18 protein-coding genes and 2 pseudogenes are annotated in these 21,518 nt (G+C 63.9%); 5 read left to right on the forward strand and 15 right to left on the reverse strand.

What is annotated here, in order from left to right:
* Positions 1-34: 34 nt before the first annotated feature.
* From frr to V1273_RS19495, 5 genes are all read right to left on the reverse strand, one after another.
* A complete protein-coding gene (frr, locus tag V1273_RS19475; RefSeq protein ID WP_028345832.1) occupies positions 35-598 on the reverse strand; it encodes a ribosome recycling factor in 564 nt (187 codons plus the stop codon).
* 70 nt (positions 599-668) lie between these two features.
* Entirely contained in the window at positions 669-1,385 is a 717-nt protein-coding gene (gene pyrH / locus V1273_RS19480; protein ID WP_334410595.1) for a UMP kinase, read from the reverse strand.
* Between the two features lie 70 nt (positions 1,386-1,455).
* Positions 1,456-2,382, reverse strand: a complete 927-nt coding sequence (tsf, locus tag V1273_RS19485; protein ID WP_334382072.1) for a translation elongation factor Ts — start codon at positions 2,380-2,382, stop codon at positions 1,456-1,458.
* Positions 2,383-2,515: 133 nt separating this feature from the next.
* A complete protein-coding gene (locus V1273_RS19490) occupies positions 2,516-3,514 on the reverse strand; it encodes a 30S ribosomal protein S2 (RefSeq protein ID WP_057843031.1) in 999 nt (332 codons plus the stop codon).
* 222 nt (positions 3,515-3,736) lie between these two features.
* Positions 3,737-6,163 (reverse strand): caspase family protein, encoded by a 2,427-nt coding sequence (locus V1273_RS19495; protein ID WP_334410596.1) that lies wholly within the window; start codon positions 6,161-6,163, stop codon positions 3,737-3,739.
* 264 nt (positions 6,164-6,427) lie between these two features.
* On the opposite strand from V1273_RS19495, the gene V1273_RS19500 reads away from it, so the two are divergent.
* Positions 6,428-6,895, forward strand: a complete 468-nt coding sequence (locus tag V1273_RS19500) for an aminoacyl-tRNA deacylase (RefSeq protein WP_028345827.1) — start codon at positions 6,428-6,430, stop codon at positions 6,893-6,895.
* A gap of 74 nt (positions 6,896-6,969) precedes the next feature.
* On the opposite strand, the gene V1273_RS19505 is transcribed toward V1273_RS19500, so the two are convergent.
* The 5 genes and pseudogenes from V1273_RS19505 to V1273_RS19530 all read right to left on the reverse strand — a co-directional run bounded on the left by V1273_RS19505 (position 6,970) and on the right by V1273_RS19530 (position 15,109).
* Positions 6,970-7,389, reverse strand: coding sequence for a CBS domain-containing protein (locus V1273_RS19505; RefSeq protein WP_334362945.1), 420 nt, complete (start codon positions 7,387-7,389; stop codon positions 6,970-6,972).
* Positions 7,390-7,580: 191 nt separating this feature from the next.
* Positions 7,581-9,098 (reverse strand): aldehyde dehydrogenase, encoded by a 1,518-nt coding sequence (gene adh, locus V1273_RS19510; RefSeq protein WP_334410597.1) that lies wholly within the window; start codon positions 9,096-9,098, stop codon positions 7,581-7,583.
* A gap of 137 nt (positions 9,099-9,235) precedes the next feature.
* A pseudogene (locus V1273_RS19520) lies at positions 9,236-10,196 on the reverse strand (helix-turn-helix domain-containing protein).
* Between the two features lie 189 nt (positions 10,197-10,385).
* Positions 10,386-13,895, reverse strand: a complete 3,510-nt coding sequence (gene dnaE / locus V1273_RS19525; RefSeq protein ID WP_334410598.1) for a DNA polymerase III subunit alpha — start codon at positions 13,893-13,895, stop codon at positions 10,386-10,388.
* A gap of 467 nt (positions 13,896-14,362) precedes the next feature.
* Positions 14,363-15,109, reverse strand: coding sequence for an outer membrane protein (locus V1273_RS19530; protein WP_334362950.1), 747 nt, complete (start codon positions 15,107-15,109; stop codon positions 14,363-14,365).
* 300 nt (positions 15,110-15,409) lie between these two features.
* Between V1273_RS19530 and V1273_RS19535 the strand changes: the two genes are divergently transcribed.
* The 4 genes from V1273_RS19535 to V1273_RS19550 all read left to right on the forward strand — a co-directional run bounded on the left by V1273_RS19535 (position 15,410) and on the right by V1273_RS19550 (position 16,744).
* Entirely contained in the window at positions 15,410-15,703 is a 294-nt protein-coding gene (locus V1273_RS19535) for a DUF3551 domain-containing protein (protein WP_334362951.1), read from the forward strand.
* Positions 15,704-15,838: 135 nt separating this feature from the next.
* Positions 15,839-16,099, forward strand: a complete 261-nt coding sequence (locus V1273_RS19540) for a DUF3551 domain-containing protein (RefSeq protein WP_334362952.1) — start codon at positions 15,839-15,841, stop codon at positions 16,097-16,099.
* The gene (locus V1273_RS19545; RefSeq protein ID WP_334362953.1) at positions 16,099-16,356 is read left to right on the forward strand and encodes a DUF3551 domain-containing protein; all 258 of its coding nucleotides are present in this window, start codon (positions 16,099-16,101) and stop codon (positions 16,354-16,356) included. The genes V1273_RS19540 and V1273_RS19545 overlap by 1 nt, the downstream gene beginning before the upstream one ends.
* A 124-nt stretch (positions 16,357-16,480) precedes the next feature.
* Entirely contained in the window at positions 16,481-16,744 is a 264-nt protein-coding gene (locus V1273_RS19550; RefSeq protein WP_334362955.1) for a DUF3551 domain-containing protein, read from the forward strand.
* An 8-nt stretch (positions 16,745-16,752) separates the two neighbouring features.
* Here V1273_RS19550 and V1273_RS19555 read toward each other — a convergent pair whose 3' ends face one another.
* From V1273_RS19555 to V1273_RS19575, 5 genes and pseudogenes are all read right to left on the reverse strand, one after another.
* Positions 16,753-17,451: an ABC transporter ATP-binding protein gene (locus V1273_RS19555; protein WP_334362956.1), complete on the reverse strand. Its 699-nt coding sequence runs from the start codon at positions 17,449-17,451 to the stop codon at positions 16,753-16,755.
* 7 nt (positions 17,452-17,458) lie between these two features.
* Positions 17,459-18,739: a lipoprotein-releasing ABC transporter permease subunit gene (locus V1273_RS19560; protein WP_334362958.1), complete on the reverse strand. Its 1,281-nt coding sequence runs from the start codon at positions 18,737-18,739 to the stop codon at positions 17,459-17,461.
* Positions 18,740-18,808: 69 nt separating this feature from the next.
* Complete coding sequence (gene proS / locus V1273_RS19565; RefSeq protein WP_334362959.1) at positions 18,809-20,128, reverse strand: proline--tRNA ligase; 1,320 nt, start codon at positions 20,126-20,128, stop codon at positions 18,809-18,811.
* 91 nt (positions 20,129-20,219) lie between these two features.
* A pseudogene (locus V1273_RS19570) lies at positions 20,220-20,782 on the reverse strand (IS110 family transposase); the annotation flags it as partial.
* A gap of 186 nt (positions 20,783-20,968) precedes the next feature.
* A complete protein-coding gene (locus V1273_RS19575) occupies positions 20,969-21,475 on the reverse strand; it encodes a copper chaperone PCu(A)C (protein ID WP_334362960.1) in 507 nt (168 codons plus the stop codon).
* Between the last annotated feature and the right edge of the window lie 43 nt (positions 21,476-21,518).

Consider the following 21,518-nt stretch of genomic DNA (forward strand, 5'->3'; position numbering starts at 1 on the left):
TTCCAGGGCCAGTCTCAACTCGTGAACCTTGTCATCAAACGGTGAGGATTTCCTTTTCCTTCGCCGCCAGCAACTGATCGATTTCCGCAATTGTACTATCGGTCGCCTTCTGCACGTCATGGGCCAAGCGCTCCTGATCGTCTTCGGAAATCTCGTGATTCTTCTCGAGCTTCTTGACGATATCCAGGCCGTCGCGACGGACGTGGCGAACGGCAACCTTGGCGGCCTCGGCGTATTTGTGCGCGACCTTCACCAGTTCCTTGCGCCGTTCCTCGTTAAGCTCGGGAATCCGCAGGCGCAGCACCTGCCCTTCGGTCGCGGGCGAGAGGCCGAGATTGGAATCGACGATCGCCTTCTCCACGGCTTTCACCATCGACTTATCCCACACCTGGACGGAAAGCAGGCGCGGCTCGGGCACGCTGACCGTGGCGAGCTGGTTGAGCGGCATGTGCGAGCCGTAGGCCTCGACCTGCACCGGCTCCAGCATGGACGCTGCCGCGCGGCCGGTTCGCAGGCCACCGAGCTCGTGCTTGAGCGCGTGAGTGGCGCCTTGCATGCGGCGCTTCAATTCGTTGATGTCAAAACCGGGCGTGGGCATAACGCTCTCCCCTCCTTGGAAACCAGCCGCTGGCGTCTTCAAGCCGCGGTTCGAAACTGCAACCGGCATATCAGCCGGCAACCACCGTGCCGTGGCCGGTGCCGCGCAGGATCGCGCCGATCGAACCCGGCTCGGCGATCGAGAATACGATGATAGGCAGTGACGTCTCGCGGGCAAGCGCGAATGCAGTCGCGTCCATCACCTTGTAGTCGCCGGCGATCGCCTGCGAATGCGTCAGCCGATCAAAACGCTTGGCGGACGGGTCCTTTTTGGGGTCGGCGCTGTAAACGCCGTCGACATTGGTGGCCTTGAGCACCGCCTCAGCGCCGATTTCGGCCGCCCGCAGCACTGCCGTGGTATCGGTGGTGAAGAACGGATTGCCGGTTCCGCCACCCAGCAGCACGATACGCCCCTCGGCGAGGTATTTGTGCGCTGCACCGCGGGTGAAGACCTCGGAAATCTCAGGCATTACGAACGCCGACAGGGTCCGCGCCGGCGCCCCCTTGCGCTCGATGGCAGCCTCCAGCGCCAGGCAGTTCATCACGGTGGCTAGCATGCCCATGGTGTCACCGGTCGGGCGCGAAACGCCGCGCGAGGACACTTCCACGCCGCGAACGATGTTGCCGCCGCCGATCACGACGGCCACCTCGACGCCGAGCTTGTGGGCCGCGATCAGGTCGTCGGCGATGCGGTCAACGGTTGGCTGGTCGATGCCGAAGAAATGGCTACCTGCGAGATACTCGCCCGAGAGCTTGATCACGACGCGACGATAGACCGGCTCAGCCATGGCTTACGCTTCCCTCTCCCGCGCAGGCGACTTCCGGCGCATTTGCGCCGGAAGACTGTGACCGCAGCGGTTACTTCTTGCCGCTGGCCGCCGCGACTTCGGCTGCGAAATCGGATTCCTGCTTTTCGATTCCCTCGCCGAGAGCATAGCGCACAAATCCGGCAATCTTCACCGGCGCGCCGATCTTGCCTTCGGCTTCCTTCAGAGCTTGCGCGACCGACTTGCCCTTTTCGTCGTGGATGAACGCCTGCTCCAACAGGCAGACTTCCTTGTAATAGGTCTTCAGGCCGGACTCGACGATCTTCTCGATCACGTTTTCCGGCTTGCCCTGCTGGCGATACTTGTCGGCCAGCACGTCCTTTTCGCGCTTCACGATCTCGGGGTCGAGGCCGGACGGATCCAGCGCCTGCGGATTGGTCGCAGCCACATGCATCGCAAGCTGCCGGCCGAGATGCGCGAGTTCATCGGACTTGCCGGTGGATTCAAGCGCGACCAGCACGCCCATCTTGCCGGCGCCATCGATCACGGCGCCATGGATGTAGCTCGACACCACGCCCTTGCCGACTTCGAGGGAAGCCGCGCGGCGCAGCGTCATGTTCTCGCCGATGGTGGCGATCGCGTCCGAAATCGCGGTTTCGACGGTGACGCTGCCGACCTTCGCCGCCTTGATCTTCTCGACGTCGGCGCCGACGTCGAGCGCGACCTGCGCGATCATCTTGACGAGGCCCTGGAACTGCTCGTTGCGGGCGACGAAATCGGTCTCGGAATTGACTTCGACCACGACGCCCTTGGTGCCCGACGTCACCGCTCCGATCAGGCCTTCCGCCGCGACGCGGCCGGCCTTCTTGGCGGCCTTCGAGAGGCCCTTCTTGCGCAGCCAATCCTGGGCGCCCTGCATGTCGCCCGAAGTTTCGGTGAGCGCTGCCTTGCAGTCCATCATGCCCGCGCCAGTCGACTCGCGCAGTTCCTTGACCATTGCCGCAGTGATCGTTGCCATCGTCGAATATCCTTCTTGCCTGTGAGCTGCGGGCGCGGCGCGCGCTTTGCGCCGTGCCGTCGTCAGCTACAGGGAATGCCGTATCTGGGGAGCAGGACCGGTGGCCGGAAGACCCGGCCACGCGGCGAACCAATTATTCAGCTTCCGCGGTCAGCGTCTTGGCCTGGGCGACCCAGGCATCGGCGCGGCTCGGAAGACCAACCTCTTCACCGATCTTGTGCGCGGTGTCGTGGTCGAGTTCGGCAAGCTGCCAGTAATGGAAGATGCCGAGGTCGTTGAGCTTCTTCTCGATCGTACCCGACACGCCGGTGAGCTTCTTGAGGTTGTCGGCAGTGCCGCGCGGACCGGCCAGTCCCTGGAAGCCGGTCGGCTGGGGCGCTGCCGGAACTTCCTCGCGGACCGGCTGAACGGCGGCGCCGATATCGATGCCGGAGTCGCCCTGCGCGCGCGAAATGCCGTCGATGGCGGCGCGGGCAATCAGGTCGCAATACAGCGAAATGGCGCGGCCGGCATCGTCATTGCCCGGCACCACGAAGGTGATGCCCTTCGGGTCGGAGTTGGTGTCGACGATCGCGGCAACGGGAATGTTGAGCCGCTGCGCTTCCTGGATCGCGATGTCTTCCTTGTTGGTGTCGATCACGAAGATCATGTCGGGAAGACCGCCCATGTCCTTGATACCGCCGAGCGAGCGGTCGAGCTTGTCGCGCTCGCGCTGCAGCGTCAGCCGCTCCTTCTTGGTGTAGGAGTTGGCCTCGCCCGACGACAGCACCTCATCGAGGTGACGCAGGCGCTTGATCGATCCTGAAATCGTCTTCCAGTTGGTCAGCGTGCCGCCGAGCCAGCGCGAATTGACGAAATACTGCGCCGAGCGCTTGGCCGCCTCGGCAACGCCGTCCTGCGCCTGGCGCTTGGTGCCGACGAACAGGATGCGGCCGCCCTTGGCAACCGTGTCGGAAACCGCCTGCAGCGCGCGATGCAGCATCGGCACGGTCTGGGCGAGATCGATGATGTGGATGTTGTTGCGGGCACCGAAAATGTAATCCGCCATCTTCGGATTCCAGCGGTGCGATTGGTGGCCAAAGTGGACGCCAGCTTCCAAGAGCTGACGCATGGAAAAATCGGGTAGCGCCATAGTAATAGTTCTCCGGTTGGTTCCTCCGGAAACGTGTGAGCAAACGAGCCTGACTGGCCCGGTTGCCACCGGACGGCCTTTGAGAGCCATGTTTCCGTGTGAGATGGCGCGCTATATAGCCGGATTCCAGCCGGAAGCAAGGAAATACGGCCGGTTTTTCGGTCTTCCAGATCAGCGATTTAGGGCCGCTCCGGCCAGACCCGGGATCTGGCCGGCTAACAATCAGCATCGGCCCGGCAGGCACCCCCTGGCCGCGGCCGCCGGAGCCGGCGCCGCACGCGGTGCAGCCATCGGCGGTGGTGCGGCCACACGCGCGGGTGCCGGGGGTGGTGCGGCCATCCTTGGTGGAGGCGGTGGCGGCGCAGCCATCCTCGGCGGAGGCGGTGGCGGCGCGGCCATCCTCGGTGGAGGCGGTGGCGGCGCGGCCATCCTCGGTGGAGGCGGTGGGGGTGCAGCCATCCGCGGCGGCGGGGCCGGCGGCGCAGCCATCCTCGGTGGAGGCGACGGTGCGGCCATCCTCGCCGGTGGAGGCGGCGCGGCCATCCTGGGCGGGGGCGATGCCGGGGCTACTCGCGCTGCCGGCGGTGGCGGGGGCCTTGCCACATGCGCCGCAGACGGTGGCGTGCCACGCCTCAGCTCAGGTTGTAGTTGAGGTTTTGGCGCAACCGCAGCAGCCGGCCTTGATGGCGCGGCGGCGCTGGGTGGCGGCGCAACCGCGGGCTGCCGGCCTGCCGGAGCCGCAGGAGCCGTCGCGCCAACGGCCGGCCGCGCACCGACCGCGCCGGGTGCAGTGGGCGCCGCTGTTCCTCCCGGGCGCAACGCACCCGGCGCCGGCCTTGCGTTCGGATTGACGGCGGCGCTCGGGGGCGCGGCTGGCGCGCCCCTGGCGCCCGGAACCGGCAGGGCGTTGGTCCTCGGCGGGGTCTGTGTCGACGGCAGCGCGGCTGGTGCGTTCGCCGGCTGCACCGCGCCCGGCCGTCCGGTCTGCCCGGAGGGAGCGGCGGGCAAACCGGTCCTCACGGCAGGATTGATCGCTGCGCTTGACGGCACCGGCGCTCTGCCCTGCTGGATCAAGGTGGCCCGTTGCGCCACGGCAGGCGGCAGCGTCGGTGTGGCGCCACCAACCTGGCCCGGCGCAACCACCCTCGCCGCCGGGGAGCCGGGACGTCCCCTGTCGCCAAGTCCCGCCGCAGGCAAAGTGGGCTGCGGCCTGTTGATGACGTTGTTGATCACGGCCCGGTTGTGGATGTTGGCAAAGATGATGTTGTTCGGCGGCGGCGCGACATAGCGCGGCGGCCTCACATAGACCGGTATCGGCACAAAGATCGGCTGCGGCAGGATGAACAGCCCGATCGGCGGCGCTGGCGGCTCCAGTACCACGAAATCATCCGGCGGCGGCGGCAGGTAGTAGACCGGCGCCGGCGGCGGCGGGACAAAATCGAATTCGGGATCGCTGAACACCAGCACGGGACGATCGACATAGATGATCTCGTCCGGCGGCGGCGGCGGCACGTCGTAATCGATCACATCGAATGTCGGCGGCGGCTCGACCGGCGCAGTGAGAATGACCAGCCGGCGGCGCGCGTCGGCCGCATGAGGCCCGCGCGGGTAGCGTTGCAGATACGACCAATAGGCGTTCGGGGTGTCGGCGCGGTAGGTGCGGCGCCAGGTGATCGCTTCGCGCCGTGCCGCAGCGATCGCCCTCACCCGCTTCGCCATGGGATCGTCGGGATAGGCGGCGAGAAAATCCTCATAGGCCGGCAGCGTGTCGCGCTCCAGCGCCGCGGTGTAAGCGTCCTGCGCGCCGAGATCACGGATCGGTTTGCTGCGGATGGCGGCGACCTGATCCGGCGGCGCCGGGGCGGGCGCATCCGGTGAGCGCTCAAAGAACGTGAAGCTAGCGTCGACCTTCTGGCTGTCCCAGGGCACCTGCGCGCCCTTGCTGGCTTCGTTGACGCGAAGCCGGACGCGATTGAAAACCTCCGGCAGCGGCAATCCACCGGTCCGGATCATCTCGGCCAGCGATTGGGCGTAGATGCCGTACGGTCCTTGCTCGGCAGGCGCTACCGTCCCGGGCGCCGCGTTGAACGCGATCAGCATATGCGGGTCGGCCTCGACCAGAGCGAGACCGCTTGCGATCTGTCCCTCGACGAACGGCTGCTGCCGCGCCGCGTCCAGCACGACGATTCCGGCCTTCAACGGGAGCGAGGCGAGTTGGCGGATGTAGTCGCCGGTCCGCAACGCCTCGGTCGGAACATCGGTATCCCGGTTGATCGCGGAATCGACCGGCACGAAATAGTTCTCGCCGGCCAATTGCAGCCCGTAACCGGCCAAATAGACCATCGCGACCGTGTCCGGCCCCGAGCTTTCGGCCTTCTGGATGAAGTCGCGGAAACTCTTGCGCAGCGTGTCGCCATCGAGGTCGCGGGCGCCGATCACGTCGAATCCCGCCGCCTGCAAGGTTTGGGCGATCAGGCCGGCATCGTTGGCCGCGGTTGCCAGCGGCGATTTCGCATAAGCGGCATTGCCGACCACCAGCGCGATGCGCTTTTCCTGCTGTTGCGCAGCGGCGGAGGTCAAATGACCGGCCAGACCGGACATCGCGACGAGACACACCGAGAGGATCGACAAACTTCTTACTACCCGCATGGGATCCCACCCTGTCTCCGCCCGCGCTGTATGAGACGCGCGTTAAGCTGAACCTTTCTTGAACAAATGCGCTCTCAGCAAGGCATGCTGCAAGTCAAATCGAGCCCGAACGCCCTCGCCGCCCGGTTCCGGCACGGAGATTCGCATTGTCGCGGCCGCCCGGCGGGCGTATCCTTCCATCCTAATCGTGTTCGCCCGCATCGTGAGGCGACTGCGCGAGTTCCTCCCGGTGTGCGGAATGCCCATGCAATGGAGGAAATCGTCATGACCGTCGCCCCAACCCTGCAAAAATACCTGGATCAAAGCGTCACCTACGACGTGATCCCTCATGCCCCCACGAAGTCATCGACGCGCACAGCAGAAGCCTGCCACGTGCCGGGCGATGCGCTGGCCAAGGCCGTCGTGCTGCGCCGCGACGGCGGCTACATGATGGCCGTTCTTCCGGCCTCCCATCACCTGCATCTGTCGACCCTGAAAAGTCAGCTCGGCCACAAGGTCGACCTGGCGAGCGAAAAAGAGATCGCGGAGCTGTTTGTCGACTGCGACATTGGAGCGATCCCGCCGGTTGGCGAGTGCTATGGGCTCGACGTCATCGTCGACGACAGCATCGACCCGCGACGGGATATCTACATGGAGGCCGGCGATCATGCGACGCTGATCCGCATGGACGGCGAGCAATTCGCGCGACTTAACGCCAAGGCCTGGCGCGGCCACTTCAGCACGCACGATTGAGGCCGCTCGATCATGCCGACGCCCGCGTCGATCTCGACGCGGGCTGTACCCGTTAGCGCGAGGGCTGCCGCGCGTCAGTGATGGGCGGCAACGCTCTTCACGCATCCGGCCAGCAAATCATTGGGCGCCGAACGGCTGACGTCGCCCAGGCTGATCATGCCGACCATTCGCTTGCTCTTGTTGATCACCGGCAACCTGCGAACCTGCAGCGTCTCCATGTGATGGACGGCCTTGGCAAGGTCATCGTCCTCGCGGCAGCAATGGATGCCTTCGGTCATCACGTCGCGCGCCTTCGCACGGCTGGGGTCGAACTTGCCGTCCGCAAGCCCTTTGCAGACGATGTCGCGATCGGTGACCATCCCGACCAGGTGGTCGTCCTCTCCGATCGGAATGCAGCCGATGTCATGTTCTCGCATCAGTTTCGCGACTTCGGTGATAGGCGTATCGGGGTTGACCCAGTCGACCCCCTTGTGCATCGCGTCTTTGACTTTCATGGCGGACCTCCGTAACTGCGATTTCAGGTAATACTCCCGTGATGCAGCACAGTTCCCCCTCGACTCGATTAAATGACGGCTTCGGGTAGGTCGGCATCGAAAAAGGCAATGACAACTTCTTGAATTCGCGAAACGTCGTTGCGCGGGTTTGAAGTGCCCCGCGCAACGCCGTCGCCCAAGTCAGAAGGATGTCAGAAGAAGCCGAGCTTCTTCGGGCTGTAGCTGACCAAGAGGTTCTTGGTCTGCTGGTAGTGGTCCAGCATCATCTTGTGGGTCTCGCGGCCGACACCCGATTGCTTGTAACCGCCGAATGCGGCATGTGCCGGATAGGCGTGATAGCAATTGGTCCAGACGCGGCCCGCCTGGATGGCGCGGCCGAAGCGGTAGAGCCGGCTCCCATCGCGGCTCCAGATGCCGGCGCCGAGACCATAGAGCGTGTCGTTGGCGATCGCGAGCGCTTCGTCGTCATCCTTGAAGGTCGTGACCGAAACGACCGGTCCGAAGATCTCTTCCTGGAAGATGCGCATCTTGTTGTTGCCCTTGAACACCGTCGGCTTGACGTAGAAGCCGCCGGCGAGGTCGCCCGGCAGTTCGTTGCGCGCCCCGCCGGTTAGCACCTGCGCCCCCTCCCCGCGGCCGATATCGATATAGGACAGGATCTTGTGCAGTTGCTCGGAAGATGCCTGCGCGCCGATCATGGTCGCTGGATCGAGCGGGTCGCCCTGCACGATCGCCTCGACCCGCTTCAACGCCCGCTCCATGAAGCGGTCGAAGATCGATTCATGGATCAGCGCGCGGCTCGGACAGGTGCAGACTTCGCCCTGGTTGAACGCGAACATGACGAAGCCTTCGATCGCCTTGTCGAAGAACTCGTCATCCTCGGCAGTGACGTCCTTGAAGAAGATGTTGGGCGACTTGCCGCCGAGTTCGAGCGTCACCGGAATGAGGTTCTGGCTGGCATATTGCATGATCAGCCGGCCCGTCGATGTTTCCCCGGTGAAGGCAATCTTGGAAATGCGCGGCGATGAGGCCAGTGGCTTGCCGGCCTCTAGGCCGAAGCCGTTGACGATATTGAGCACGCCGGGCGGCAAGAGGTCGCCGATCAAGCCTGCCCACACCATGATCGCCGCCGGGGTCTGTTCGGCCGGCTTCAGCACGACGCAGTTTCCGGCAGCCAACGCCGGCGCGAGTTTCCAGCACGCCATCAGCAGCGGGAAGTTCCAGGGAATGATCTGGCCGACGACGCCGAGCGGCTCGTGGAAATGATAGGCGACGGTATCGTGATCGATTTCGGATAGGCTGCCTTCCTGGGCGCGGATGGCGCCGGCGAAGTAGCGGAAATGGTCGATGGCGAGCGGAATGTCGGCAGCGGTGGTCTCGCGGATCGGCTTGCCGTTGTCCCAGGTTTCGGCGAGCGCAAGCAGATCGAGGTTTTCCTCCATGCGATCGGCGATACAGTTCAGGATCAGCGCGCGTTCCGCGACGCTGGTGCGGCCCCAGGCTTCCTTGGCAGCGTGCGCCGCGTCGAGCGCATCTTCGATGTCCTTGTCGTCAGAGCGCGCGACCTCGCAAAGCAGCCGGCCGTTGACCGGCGAGAAATTCTCGAAATAGCGGCCCGAGCGCGGCTCGGCCCATTTTCCGTTGAAGTAGTTCCCGTATCGCCTTTCGAACGGGGCCTTCGCAGTTCGTGAAAATTCGACCTTGTTCATGGCTGTTCCTCGCTATGGCGTCGCTGAATGCGGCGCTCGGAAAAAACCATGGCGAAGGCCGGTTTTGCTGTCTGCCCACCGAAACCGGATCGCGGGGGCGTGTGTCGCAGAACTGCGACAGTCGAACGGGAGAATCTTTAGTGAGCGCGATGGAGGTCGAGGCGCCGCAGCTTCCGGTGCAGGGTCGCGCGGCTGATGCCGAGCGCCTCGGCGGCGGCCGAAACGTTGCCGCCGCTGCGCGCCAGCGCCCGCTGCACGGCCGCCCGCTCGGCCTGGTCGAGATCGCGAGCCGGACTGGACGCGCCGCCGAGCAGGTCCGCCGCCGGCAACGGCTTCTTCAGAAAATCCCGCGTCGCCGAGCGCCAGCCGCGCCGAACGCGTTGCACCGATGACGAGGTCATCGGCATCGACCGCGATCAGCCCGCCGCCGCGATTGATGTCGGGCGCAAACAGGAAGCGGGCGCTCGGAAACGCCAGCCGGAAATTCTCCGTCTCGATCCGGCGGGCGGCATCGCTGACCGCCACCGCAATCAGATTGACGAACCCTTCCGTGAGGTCGGCGCGGCAGGAAGACACGTCGAGCGCGGCGGCCAGCCTGCCCTCGTGGTCGTAGATCGGCGCCGACGTGCAGCTCAAAAGCGTGTTGCGCGCGTAAAAGTGCTGGTCGCGATGGACGGTGAGCGCGCGCTGCTCGGCCAGACACGTTCCGATGCCGTTGGTGCCCTCACACTCCTCGCTCCAGACCGTCCCGGTCCACAAACCCCACGCCCTGAACGTCTCGTCGTCGGACGCGGCGCCGCGCCGGTCGACAGGCACGCCGTTGCGATCAGCCAGCAGCACGCAACAGCCGACGCCGCCGACGGCAAGAAACAGCCGGTCGAGATTGGATTGCGCGGCGCGAACCAGCGGCTCGATCTGCCGGCGCGCCAATTCGAATTCGGCCTGGCTCAATCGGCGCGGCAGATTGCATTCGGCGGGGTCGAGGCGATGAAAATTCGACGACCGGCGCCAGGAAGCAACCACAGCTGACGTGGCAGCCGAGCCATGCGCGACTGTCGCCTGCACCTGATCGGCATGGTGTTTGGTGGTCTGCGCCACGCTCCATCCTCCCGGAATGCAACCCTACCCGGCGGGCGTGACATAGCGAATTGATCTGGATCAAACGAGGGCGACCTTGGTCTATCTCGCGTCAAGCTGCAGGGGGCCGCGGCCATCACGGCGATGATGCTGACACAAATTGGCAGTATATCGTCTCAGCCAAGCGCTATCCGCGCCGCTCCGGCCCGCCTACAGCGTCTGCACATCCACCACGCCGGCAACCGCCTTGATCGCGCCCGCGATCTGCGGCGAGACCTTGAAGCGGCCCGGCAGCTTCATCTCCACCTCGGTCTGCAGATCAAGCATGATGACGAGCGAGACGTCGCCATCAGCGCCCCCCGACGGCGCGGGCGCAGGCTTCGCCGGCAGGCCCTTGGCCGAACCGTTTTGCGCCGATGCTTCAGGCATGTTGAGCCGCCGCGCAATCGAATCCAGCGGTTTGGTGTCGCGAACGAAAATCCGCAGGCCCTTCTGGGTTTTGGCCGCGGCGTCATCCAGCGGCTCGGCATGCAGCACCCGCGCGCGCACGTCTTCGCCCTGCAACTCGGCGCCGAGCTGCAGCAATACGGCCGCCCCCGGCTCCAGCACATCGCGGTATTGCGCCAGGCCTTCGGAAAACAGCACGGCCTCGAAATGTCCGGTCGGATCCGACAGGCCCATGATGCCCATCTTGTTGCCGGTCTTGGTGCGGCGCTCCATGCGCGACACCACGGTGGCCGCAACCCTGCCCGCCGTCGCACCGGTCTTCACGGCACGCGAGAATTCCGCCCAGGACTGCACCCGCAGCCGCTTCAACACGGTGGCGTAGTCGTCGAGCGGATGGCCAGACAGGAAGAAGCCGACGGCATCGTATTCGCGGCGGAGTTTTTCGGCCGGCAACCAGGGCTCGATCTGCGGCAGCATGATGGTCGGCGCGTCGGCAGCATTGCCGAACATGTCGTTCTGACCGATCGTTGCGGCTTCGTGGCTGCGCTGACAGGCGGCGAGAATCGCGTCCGCCCCGGCAAAGACACGGGCACGGTTCGACTCCAGCGTATCGAATGCGCCGGCCGCGGCGAGGCTTTCGATGATGCGCTTGTTGATCGCGCGCGGATTGACGCGGGCGGCGAAATCCGCAAGCGAGGTGAAGGCGCCCTTCTTGCGCTCCTCCACGATCTGCTCGACCGCCTGCAGGCCGACGCCCTTCAGCGCCGCGAGCGCGTAGTAGATGGTTTTTTCGCCGACCTCGAAGGTGGCGCCCGAACGGTTGATGTTCGGTGCCTCGACCTTGATGCCGAGCCGCTGCGCCTCGGCGCGAAACTCCGAGAGCTTATCGGTGTTGTTGAGTTCGAGCGTCATCGACGCCGCCAGAAACTCCACCGGGTAATGCGCCTTCATGTAGGCGGTGTGGTAGGACACCAGCGCGTAAGCCGCGGCGTGGCTCTTGTTGAAGCCGTAGTCGGCGAATTTGGCGAGCAGTTCGAAGATCGTGTCCGCCTGCCCTTTCGGCACGCCGTTCTTGACGGCGCCGGCAACGAAGATCGCTCGCTGCTTCTCCATCTCGGCGCGGATCTTCTTGCCCATCGCGCGGCGCAGCAGGTCGGCGTCGCCGAGCGAATAGCCGGCCATCACCTGCGCGATCTGCATCACCTGTTCCTGGTAGATGATGACGCCGAACGTCTCTTTCAGGATCGGCTCCAGGATCGGATGCAGATATTCCGGCTCCTCGTCGCCGTGCTTGCGCGCGCAATAGGTCGGGATGTTGGCCATCGGACCCGGGCGATAGAGCGCCACCAGCGCGATGATGTCCTCGAACCGGTCGGGGCGCATGTCGATCAGCGCGCGCCGCATGCCCTGGCTTTCCACCTGGAACACGCCGACCACATCGCCCCGCGCCAGCATCTGGTAACTCGGCGCATCATCGATCGGCAGCGTCGCCAGGTCGACATGGATGTTGCGCTGTTTGAGCAGTTTCACCGCGACGTCAAGCACGGTCAGCGTCTTCAGGCCGAGGAAGTCGAACTTCACGAGCCCGGCCGGCTCGACCCATTTCATGTTGAACTGGGTCACCGGCATGTCGGACTTGGGATCGCGATAGAGCGGCACCAGTTCGCTTAAAGGTCGGTCGCCGATCACGATGCCGGCAGCGTGGGTCGAGGCGTGGCGCGTCAGTCCTTCGAGGCGCTGGGCGATGTCAAAGGCGCGCGCGACCACCGGGTCCTCGTCGCGGAACGCCTGCAGCTTCGGTTCACCCTCGATCGCCTGCGCCAACGTCACCGGCGCGGCAGGATTTTGCGGCACAAGTTTTGTCAGCTTATCGACTTGGCCGTAGGGCATCTGCAGCACGCGGCCGACGTCGCGCAGCACGCCGCGCGCCTGCAGCGTTCCGAAGGTGATGATCTGCGCCACCTGATCGCGGCCATAGCGCTGCTGCACGTAGTCGATCACCTCGCCGCGGCGGTCCTGGCAGAAGTCGATGTCGAAGTCCGGCATCGAGACGCGTTCGGGGTTGAGGAAGCGCTCGAACAGCAGCCCAAAGCGAATGGGATCGAGGTCGGTGATGGTGAGCGCGTACGCGACCAGCGAGCCGGCGCCGGAGCCGCGGCCCGGACCGACCGGAATGTCGTGGGCCTTGGCCCATTTGATGAAGTCCGAGACGATCAGAAAGTAGCCCGCATAGTTCATGCGGTTGATGACGTCGATTTCGAAGGCGAGACGCTTCTGGTATTCCTCTTCCGTCGCGCCGGGCGACAGGCCATGAACCTGGAGACGCCGTGCGAGCCCCGCCTCGGCCTGACGCTTCAGCTCCACGGCTTCTTCGGTTGCCGCGTCGGAGCCCGAATCGGCGCCGACGGTGAAACGCGGCAGGATCGGTTTTCTTGTCTTCGGCCGAAACGAGCAGCGTTCGGCGATCTCGATCGTGGAGGCCAGCGCTTCCGGAATGTCGGCAAACAGCACCGCCATTTCGGCGCGGGTCTTGAAGCGGTGATCAGGGGTGAGCTGCTCGCGGTCGGTCTCGGCGATCAGCTTGCCGCCAGCGATGCACAACAACGCATCATGGGCCTCGTAATCGTCGTTCGATGCGAAATATGGCTCGTTGGTCGCGACCAGCGGCAGGCCCTTGGCGTAAGCGAGATCGATCAGGCCGGCCTCGACGCGACGCTCCTTGTCGATGCCATGGCGCTGCAATTCGACATAGAGGCGATCGCCGAACAGGCCCGCCAGCCGGTCGATACGCGCGGCTGCAAGCGCTGTGTGATCGGCGTTGAGCGCCAGCGAAATCGGACCGTCGGGGCCGCCGGTCAGCGCGATCAAATCCTCGGCATCGCCCTTCAGCCATTCGAGCTTGATGTGCGGGGATTGATGGACCGGTGTTTCCAGAAACGCCCGCGAGTTCAGCCGCATCAGGCTGCGGTAACCGCGCTCGCGCGCCGCCAGCAGTACGATTCGCGACGGCGTGGCAGCCAGCGAATTGCGGGCGTTGGGATCTTGGTCGCCGAAATCGACGGCGAGCTCGCAGCCGACGATCGGCTGGATGCCGTAGCCAGCCATCTTGTCGGAGAATTCCAGCGCTCCGAACATGTTGTCGGTGTCGGTCAGCGCCAGCGCCGGCTGGCGATCGGCTTTCGCCAGTTCGCCGAGTTTGGCGATCTTGATGGAGCCCTTCAGCAGCGAATAGGCCGAATGAACGTGGAGATGAACGAATCCGGCACTGGACATGGTCGCTTAACAGGCTCTCGCATATGGTTAGGAGCGATCATCGGCCGCTGGGTGCGCGCCGACTCGCCGCCGCAATGGTGATGCCTTGGCCGGACGGAGTCCACGCGGAACGCCGCTTGCGCACCCGCCATCCGGCTTTTCCCCAGCCCGTCGCAAGCCGAATCGGGCCGGTTCTCCGCCCCGCCTCAAAGCTGCGGGATCACCTGCGCCCACACCGCGATCATCCCGACAAACAGCGTAATCGACGCCAGCGCCGCCGCCTCTTCCACGAACATCCGCAACATGATCCGACTCCCACGGTCAAAGAACATATGAGGAACATTGTTCCTTTTTTGTTCTTGGAGTCAAGTCCGTCTCACGGCGCGTCTTACGACAATTCCGGCTTGGTTAACCGGCGCGCCACACCAATAAAAAAAGCCCCGGGAAGGTCCCGGGGCTTCGATGTTGGTCGCAGGTCGCGCGCGAGATCAGTACCTCGTGACGGCCGGGCCGCCGAAGCGATAGTTGATGCGGGCGGTGACGAGATCGACGTCCTGGTCGATGCGAACATTGCCGGCGAACGCGCCACCCGGCGTGGTGAAGGCGTAGGTACGGTCCTGCATGAACAGGTGATTGTACTCGACGCCGACCGACCAGTTCGGGGCGAAGCCGTATTCGAGGCCTGCGCCGACCACGCCGCCCCAGCGGGTGTCGTCATTGGTCGTAGCCAGCAGTGCGCCGGTAGGAACGTCGAACCTGCGATACTCGTTCGAGGTCACAGCCGCACCGCCCTTGACGTAGAGCAGGACGTTGTTGACGGCATAACCAACCTGACCAGTGAACAGGCCGAACGCATTCACCCGCGATTCGTTGCGAACCGTGGGATCGAGCAGGCTGAGGTTGCTGCCCTGGAAGTCGGCCCAGTTGCCCTGCGCTTCAACGCCGAACACCCAGGTGCCAGCCTGCCAGCGATAGCCGATCTGGCCACCGATCGTGCCGCCGTCCGCGTCATGGGAGCCTTCGCCGAAAGTGCCAACGCCCGGCAGGAGATTCCAGCTATTGCGGCTCGTGCCATAGCCGCCGTTCGCACCGATGTAGAATCCGGTCCAATCATACACAGCAGCGACCATCGGGGGCGCCTTGGTGTAAGGGCGCGCAGCGAGATCAGCAGCAACAGCCGGCGCAGCCGCGCCGAGCGCGATCAGACTGGCCGTAACAAGCAAAACCTTCTTCATTCTTATTCCCGTTCCTTTTTTGACAGCCCCCAAGGCCGTGGCATGCTCATAGCATCGTCAGCTCGAATTGCTGTAACCTCACTGCAACAACGCACATCAAACGGCCTCAGTGTGAACGTAAGTTAATGTTGTCCTGCAGGCATCTTTTGAAACATTGCGCCGAGCCTCGCCGCAAAAAATTCACATTTTAGTTTTGCGGCGGTATTGCAAGGCGGATTGGCTTGACGGGATTGCAGAGCTGCGGCTTGTGTCGATCAGAATGGAACGCGAAGTGCCGATGCGCCGTGAGGGAGATTCGAAATGCGTAGAGCGATTCTGGCTGTGCTGACCGCGATCGGATTGACAGCTATCGGCGCTGCGCCTGCCGAAGCGGTCGGCACTCGATATCCGTTCTGCCTTCAGGGAGACGAGTATCCGGCGCTGAGCTACTGCACGTTCACGAGCTACGAGCAGTGCCAGGCGACTGCATCGGGACGCTTTCTCACCTGCATCGCCAATCCTTATTATGTCGGCGAGAGCGAACCGCCGCCCTCCAACTATCGCCCGCTGCCCGGCCGCGCGCTGCCGCCCGCCCCCGGCTACGGCAGGTACTGACCACCACCGAGGGCTCGTTGCGCCCTGTTTGCGCCCCGCCGACGGCCATTCCAACGCGCGAACGTGATTTGACGCGGACGTTGGCGAGTCGTCTGCTTAGCGACTGAAGATTGCAAACGCTGCGGCGGAGGATGCATGCGAAGGGCATTGCCGGCGCTCATGGTCGCCGGTGCTGTGTCGGCAGCGGTTGCGATGCCGGCGGCGGCGCGCGAGTTTCCCTACTGCGTCAAGGGCTGCGATTTCGGCGCCGGTGCCGGCGATTGCAGTTTTTCGTCGCTCGCGCAATGTCAGGCAACCGCCTCCGGGCGAGATGCGGGTTGCGCTGCGAATCCCTATTTCAACGCCAAGGCGGAAATGCAGACCGATCGCAGCCGCCAATCCCGAAGGAGATTCTGATGCGTATTTTGGCTTTGGCAATTTTGGCAGTCGGAGCGGCACCGGCGCAGGCACAGACTTACGATCCCCGCTATCCGGTTTGCCTGCATGTTTATAACAGGGGGATCAACTACTACGAATGTGCCTATACCTCCCTGCCTCAATGCAACATGTCGGCGTCGGGCCGCTCGGCGCAATGCGAGATCAATCCGTATTTCGCACATGCATCGCAAGAACCGTCGGCACGACGCAACAAGCGCTACCGCAACGGCTACTGACCGCGAGCCCTTGCAACGCGCGAACGTGATTTGACGCGGCCGTTGGTGGGTCGTCTGCTTAGCGACTGAAGGTTGCATGGGCTGCGGCAGACCGCCCGCGGCCGCCAACCCAAGGAGCTTCCAAATGCGCATTCTGGCTTTGGCAATTCTGGCAATCGGCGCAGCTTCGGCCGCTGCACCGGCGCAAGCGCAGACGTACGATCCCAGCTATCCGGTTTGCCTGCATGTGTACGGCAAGATCAGCTATTACGAATGCAGATATACTTCGCTGGCCCAGTGCAACATGTCGGCGTCGGGCCGCTCGGCGCAATGCGTCGTCAATCCCTATTACGCACAGGCTCAGGGACCGTCGGGACCTCGCAACAGGCGGTACCGCAACGTCTACTGACGTCGCCGTTATTCGAGTTCGACGACCCGGCCGTCGACCAGCGACACCCGCCGGTCCATGCGGCCGGCCAGCTCCATGTTGTGGGTGGCGATCAGCATCGCGACCTGCGTCGCCTTCACGAGCTGCATCAGCGCCTTGAAGACGTGATCGGCGGTATGCGGATCGAGATTTCCGGTCGGCTCGTCGGCGAGTAACGCCCGGGGCGCATTGGCGACCGCGCGCGCGATGGCGACGCGCTGCTGTTCGCCGCCGGACAGTTCCGCCGGACGGTGCGAGATGCGATCGCCGAGGCCGAGATAGGCCAAAATCTCCTGCGAGCGCTTGATCGTCTCGGAGCGTTTGAGGCCGCGGATCATCTGCGGCAGCATGACGTTTTCGAGCGCGGTGAATTCCGGCAACAGCCGATGCGATTGATAGACGAAGCCGATGTCGGAGCGCCGGATCTGGGTGCGGTCGATATCTGATAGTTGCGAGGTCGGCGTGCCCGCTACATAGACCTCACCATCGTCGGGGCTTTCGAGCAGGCCCGCGATGTGCAGCAGCGTCGACTTGCCCGATCCCGACGGCGCCACCAGCGCCACCGACTGTCCCGCCCACAGCGCAAGCTTGGCGCCGTTGAGGATGGTCAGCGTCGCCTCGCCCTGTCGGTACTCGCGTTTTATCTCGTGGAGATAGATAACGGGTACATCTTCCGCCTCCTCGGCCATCGCGCCCTCACTCATAACGGAGCGCGTCGACGGGATCGAGGCGCGCTGCGCGCCAGGACGGATAGAGTGTCGCTAGGAACGACAGCGTCAGCGCCATGATCACCACCGCAGTGGTCTCGCCGAAATCGATCTCGGCCGGCAGCCGGGAGAGGAAATAGAGTTCCGGCGAGAACAATTCGGTGTTGGTCATCCAGGACAGGAACTGCCGGATCGATTCGATATTCAGGCAGATCAGCATGCCGACGAAAAATCCGGTCAGCGTGCCGACCACACCGATCGCAGCGCCCGTGATCAGGAATATCCGCATGATCGAGCCCTGCGACGCACCCATGGTGCGCAGGATGGCGATGTCCTGGCCCTTGTCCTTGACCAGCATGATCAGGCCCGAAACGATGTTGAGCGCGGCAACCAGCACGATCATGGTCAGGATCAAAAACATCACGTTGCGCTCGACCTGAAGCGCGTTGAAGAAGGTCGAGTTGCGCTGCCGCCAGTCGACCAGGAACACCGGCCGCCCGGCTGCCTCCGTCACGCTCTTGCGGAACGCGTCGATTCGATCGGGATTGCTGGTGAATACCTCGATCGCGGTGACGTCGTCCTTGCGGTTGAAATAGGCCTGCGACTCCGGCAGCGGCATGAACACGAAGCTTGCGTCATATTCCGACATGCCGATCTCGAACACGGCCGCGACCTTGTAAGGCTTGATGCGCGGCGTCGTGCCCATTGGGGTCACCGCGCCCTTGGGCGCAACCAGCGTGATGGTGTCGCCGGCATGCAGCGACAATTGATCGGCGAGCCGGCGTCCGATGATGACGCCCTGCCCCTCGTCAAATCCCTCCATCGTGCCTTGCTTGATGTTCTTGGCGATCGAAGTGAGGTTGTTCAGGTCCGCAGCGCGCATGCCGCGTACCAGCACACCGGCGGCGTTGAAGGCCGAGGACGCCAGCGCCTGGCCGTCCACGACCGGCGCGGCAAGGCGGATGCCATCGACCTGGCTGATGCGCTCGGCGACGTCCTTCCAGTCGGTTAGCGGCGATTCCAAGGGCTGCACCAAGATGTGGCCGTTCAGCCCGAGGATCTTGTCCAAGAGTTCCTTGCGAAATCCGTTCATCACGGCCATCACGATGATCAGCGTGGCGACGCCGAGCATGATGCCGAGGAACGAAAAGCCGGCGATGACGGAAATGAAGCCTTCCTTGCGACGTGCCCGCAGGTAACGCCCAGACAGCAGCCATTCGAAGGGCGCAAAAGGCGGAGTTCGGGCCGTCTCGTTCATGGTCTCATCCATTACTCGATAATCCCATGATTCGGGCCAAATGTGGCCGTATTGGCCAACATATCGGCCGCAGTGGATATCTTATCCCGCGATCTTCGCCACCACTTCCGCCGGACTGAGATTCTCACGCGAGCCGTCGCTGCGCCGCTTGATCTCGAGCTTGCCCTCGGCGAGGCCCTTCGGCCCGACCAGAATCTGCCAGGGGATGCCGATCAGGTCGGCGGCCGCGAATTTCGCGCCGGCGCGCTGGTCGGTATCGTCATAGAGCACGTCGACACCCTTGGCCTGAAGCTCGCGATAAAGCTTCTCGCAAGCGCCATCGACGGCTGCGTCCCCCTGCTTCAGGTTCAAAATCACGGCCGTGAACGGCGCCACCGCCTCCGGCCATTTGATGCCGGCATCGTCGTGGCAGGCCTCGATGATGGCGCCGACCAGCCGCGACACGCCGACGCCGTAGGAACCGCCATGGATCGGCACGTCGACGCCGTCAGGGCCGGCCACCAGTGCCTTCATCGCATCGGAATATTTGGTGCCGAAGTAGAAGATCTGGCCGACCTCGATGCCGCGCGTGTTGACGCGCTTGTCGGCCGGCACTTCGCGCTCGTAACGAGCGGCGTCGTGGACGTCCTCGGTCGCAGCATAGACCGACGTCCATTGCTTGATGATCGGGGTCAGATCGCCGTCGTAATCGACATCGTCGGGCGGAATCGGCAGGTTCAGCACATCGCTGTTGCAGAACACGCCGGACTCACCGGTTTCCGCCAGCACAATGAATTCGTGGCTGAGGTCGCCACCGATCGGCCCGGTCTCGGCGCGCATCGGGATCGCCTTCAATCCCATCCGCGCGAAGGTGCGCAGGTAAGCGACGAACATCCGGTTGTAGGACCGGCGCGCCGCTGCCTCGTCGATATCGAAGGAGTACGCATCCTTCATCAGGAACTCGCGGCCGCGCATCACGCCGAAACGCGGGCGCTGCTCGTCGCGGAACTTCCACTGGATGTGATAGAGATTGAGCGGCAGGTTTCTGTAGGATTTGACGTAGGCGCGAAAGATCTCGGTGATCATTTCCTCATTGGTCGGCCCATACAGCAACTCGCGCTTGTGGCGGTCGCTGATGCGCAGCATCTCCGGGCCGTAGGCGTCGTAGCGTCCGCTCTCGCGCCAGAGGTCGGCGAGCTGCAGCGTCGGCATCAACAGTTCCAGGGCGCCGGCGCGGTCCTGTTCCTCGCGGACGATCTGCTCGATCTTCTTCAGCACCCGGAAGCCGAGCGGCAGCCAGGCGTAAATGCCTGCCGCCTCCTGCCGCATCATGCCCGCGCGCAGCATCAGCCGATGCGAGACGATCTCCGCCTCTTTCGGATTCTCTTTCAGGATGGGTAGAAAAAACCGCGACAACCGCATGGGACAACTCGAGGAATCAGTGGGCTACCGGAAGAGGTGCAGTGAAACCGGATCGGCTGCGAAAACACAAGGCCGGAAGCCGCGAAAAATGCCGAACCGCGAGCAGCGCCTTGGCGATCATCTGCAGGTGCGGGTGGCCCGCCACGAGTTCCTCGATCCGTCCCGCGAACTCCTGCCTGCTCGTTTTGCCAACCTTTAAGCCAAAACCGCGCAGGATCCCGCGCAGACTGTTCTCCACGTCGAGAAGCTTCAATTGCACCAGCTTGCGTGCCGTCAGCAACGATCGAGTCTCTTGCGCACTCATCGATTTGCAATGCACCGGCCGGAACCAGCCCAGCCGCATCAGTTGCGCGATGCCGCGTGCATCGTTGCGGTCCGACTTGACCGGCATCGCCTCGAACGCCTTCCGCACGTGCCGCGTCTCCAGCAGTTCCACGGCAAGGCCGGCTGCCTTCATTGCTGCAAACAGCCATTGCGACAAGGGTCCGGCCTCCAGGCCGATCGTTCCAGGCCGAAGCCCAGCGAACCGAACCAGGCGATCAGGGTTTGCGGCTCGCTCGCCACTTTGGCCTCGCGCACGATCTTGCCACTAGCGTCGACAACGCACACGCTCGAGCATTCCAATGACGCGTCGATTCCTGCATAATACTCCATGGTCGTCTCTCCCTGATGCTTGGAGCGAGGCTCATCCCTCTGACTCCGTAACACCATCAATGTGAGGGACGACCGCCCGCCTTCCAGGCACGCCGCGCGAAGCGCGCTACCCAACAGCGCCGTAGCAAGCGCGGCTTGCCTGGAAGGCGGACCGGGGCCCGTTACCCCATCTACACAAGCCGCTCGCTATTTCTTCATCCCGGAATGATCGTGCTTCATTTCACCGCCGGATGGCCCCTGCGCACCGACGCCCTGCACGTCGAGCGACAACGTCACCTTTCCCGCCTTCTCGAATTCGAGGGTGACCGGCACCTTGTCGCCCTGCTTGAAGGGCTGCTTGAGATCCATCAGCATCAGATGATAGCCGCCCGGCGCGAGCTTGACGGTCTTGCCCGGCTCGATCGGCAGGCCCTTGTCGAGCGGCCGCATCGTCATGACGCCGTTGTTCATCGCCATCTCGTGAATTTCGACCTTGCCGATGTCATCGCCCGAGCCGCCGACGAGCTTGTCCGGCGCGCTGCCCTTGTTTTCGACCGTGAGATAGCCGCCGGCGATTTTTGCACCGCTCGGCGTAGCGCGGCTCCAGGCTTGCTTGATGACGAGGTCTCCGGCCTTGACCTCCTGGGCGTGTGCGGGCGTGCCCAGGAGAGCAAACAGGGTGGCGAAGGCGAACAATGGCAAGACAGGTTTCATCGGATGTCTTTCGATTTCTGAAGTATGGCCGCCAAACAACGGA

Source organism: Bradyrhizobium sp. AZCC 1721 (assembly GCF_036924715.1).
Lineage (GTDB): Bacteria > Pseudomonadota > Alphaproteobacteria > Rhizobiales > Xanthobacteraceae > Bradyrhizobium.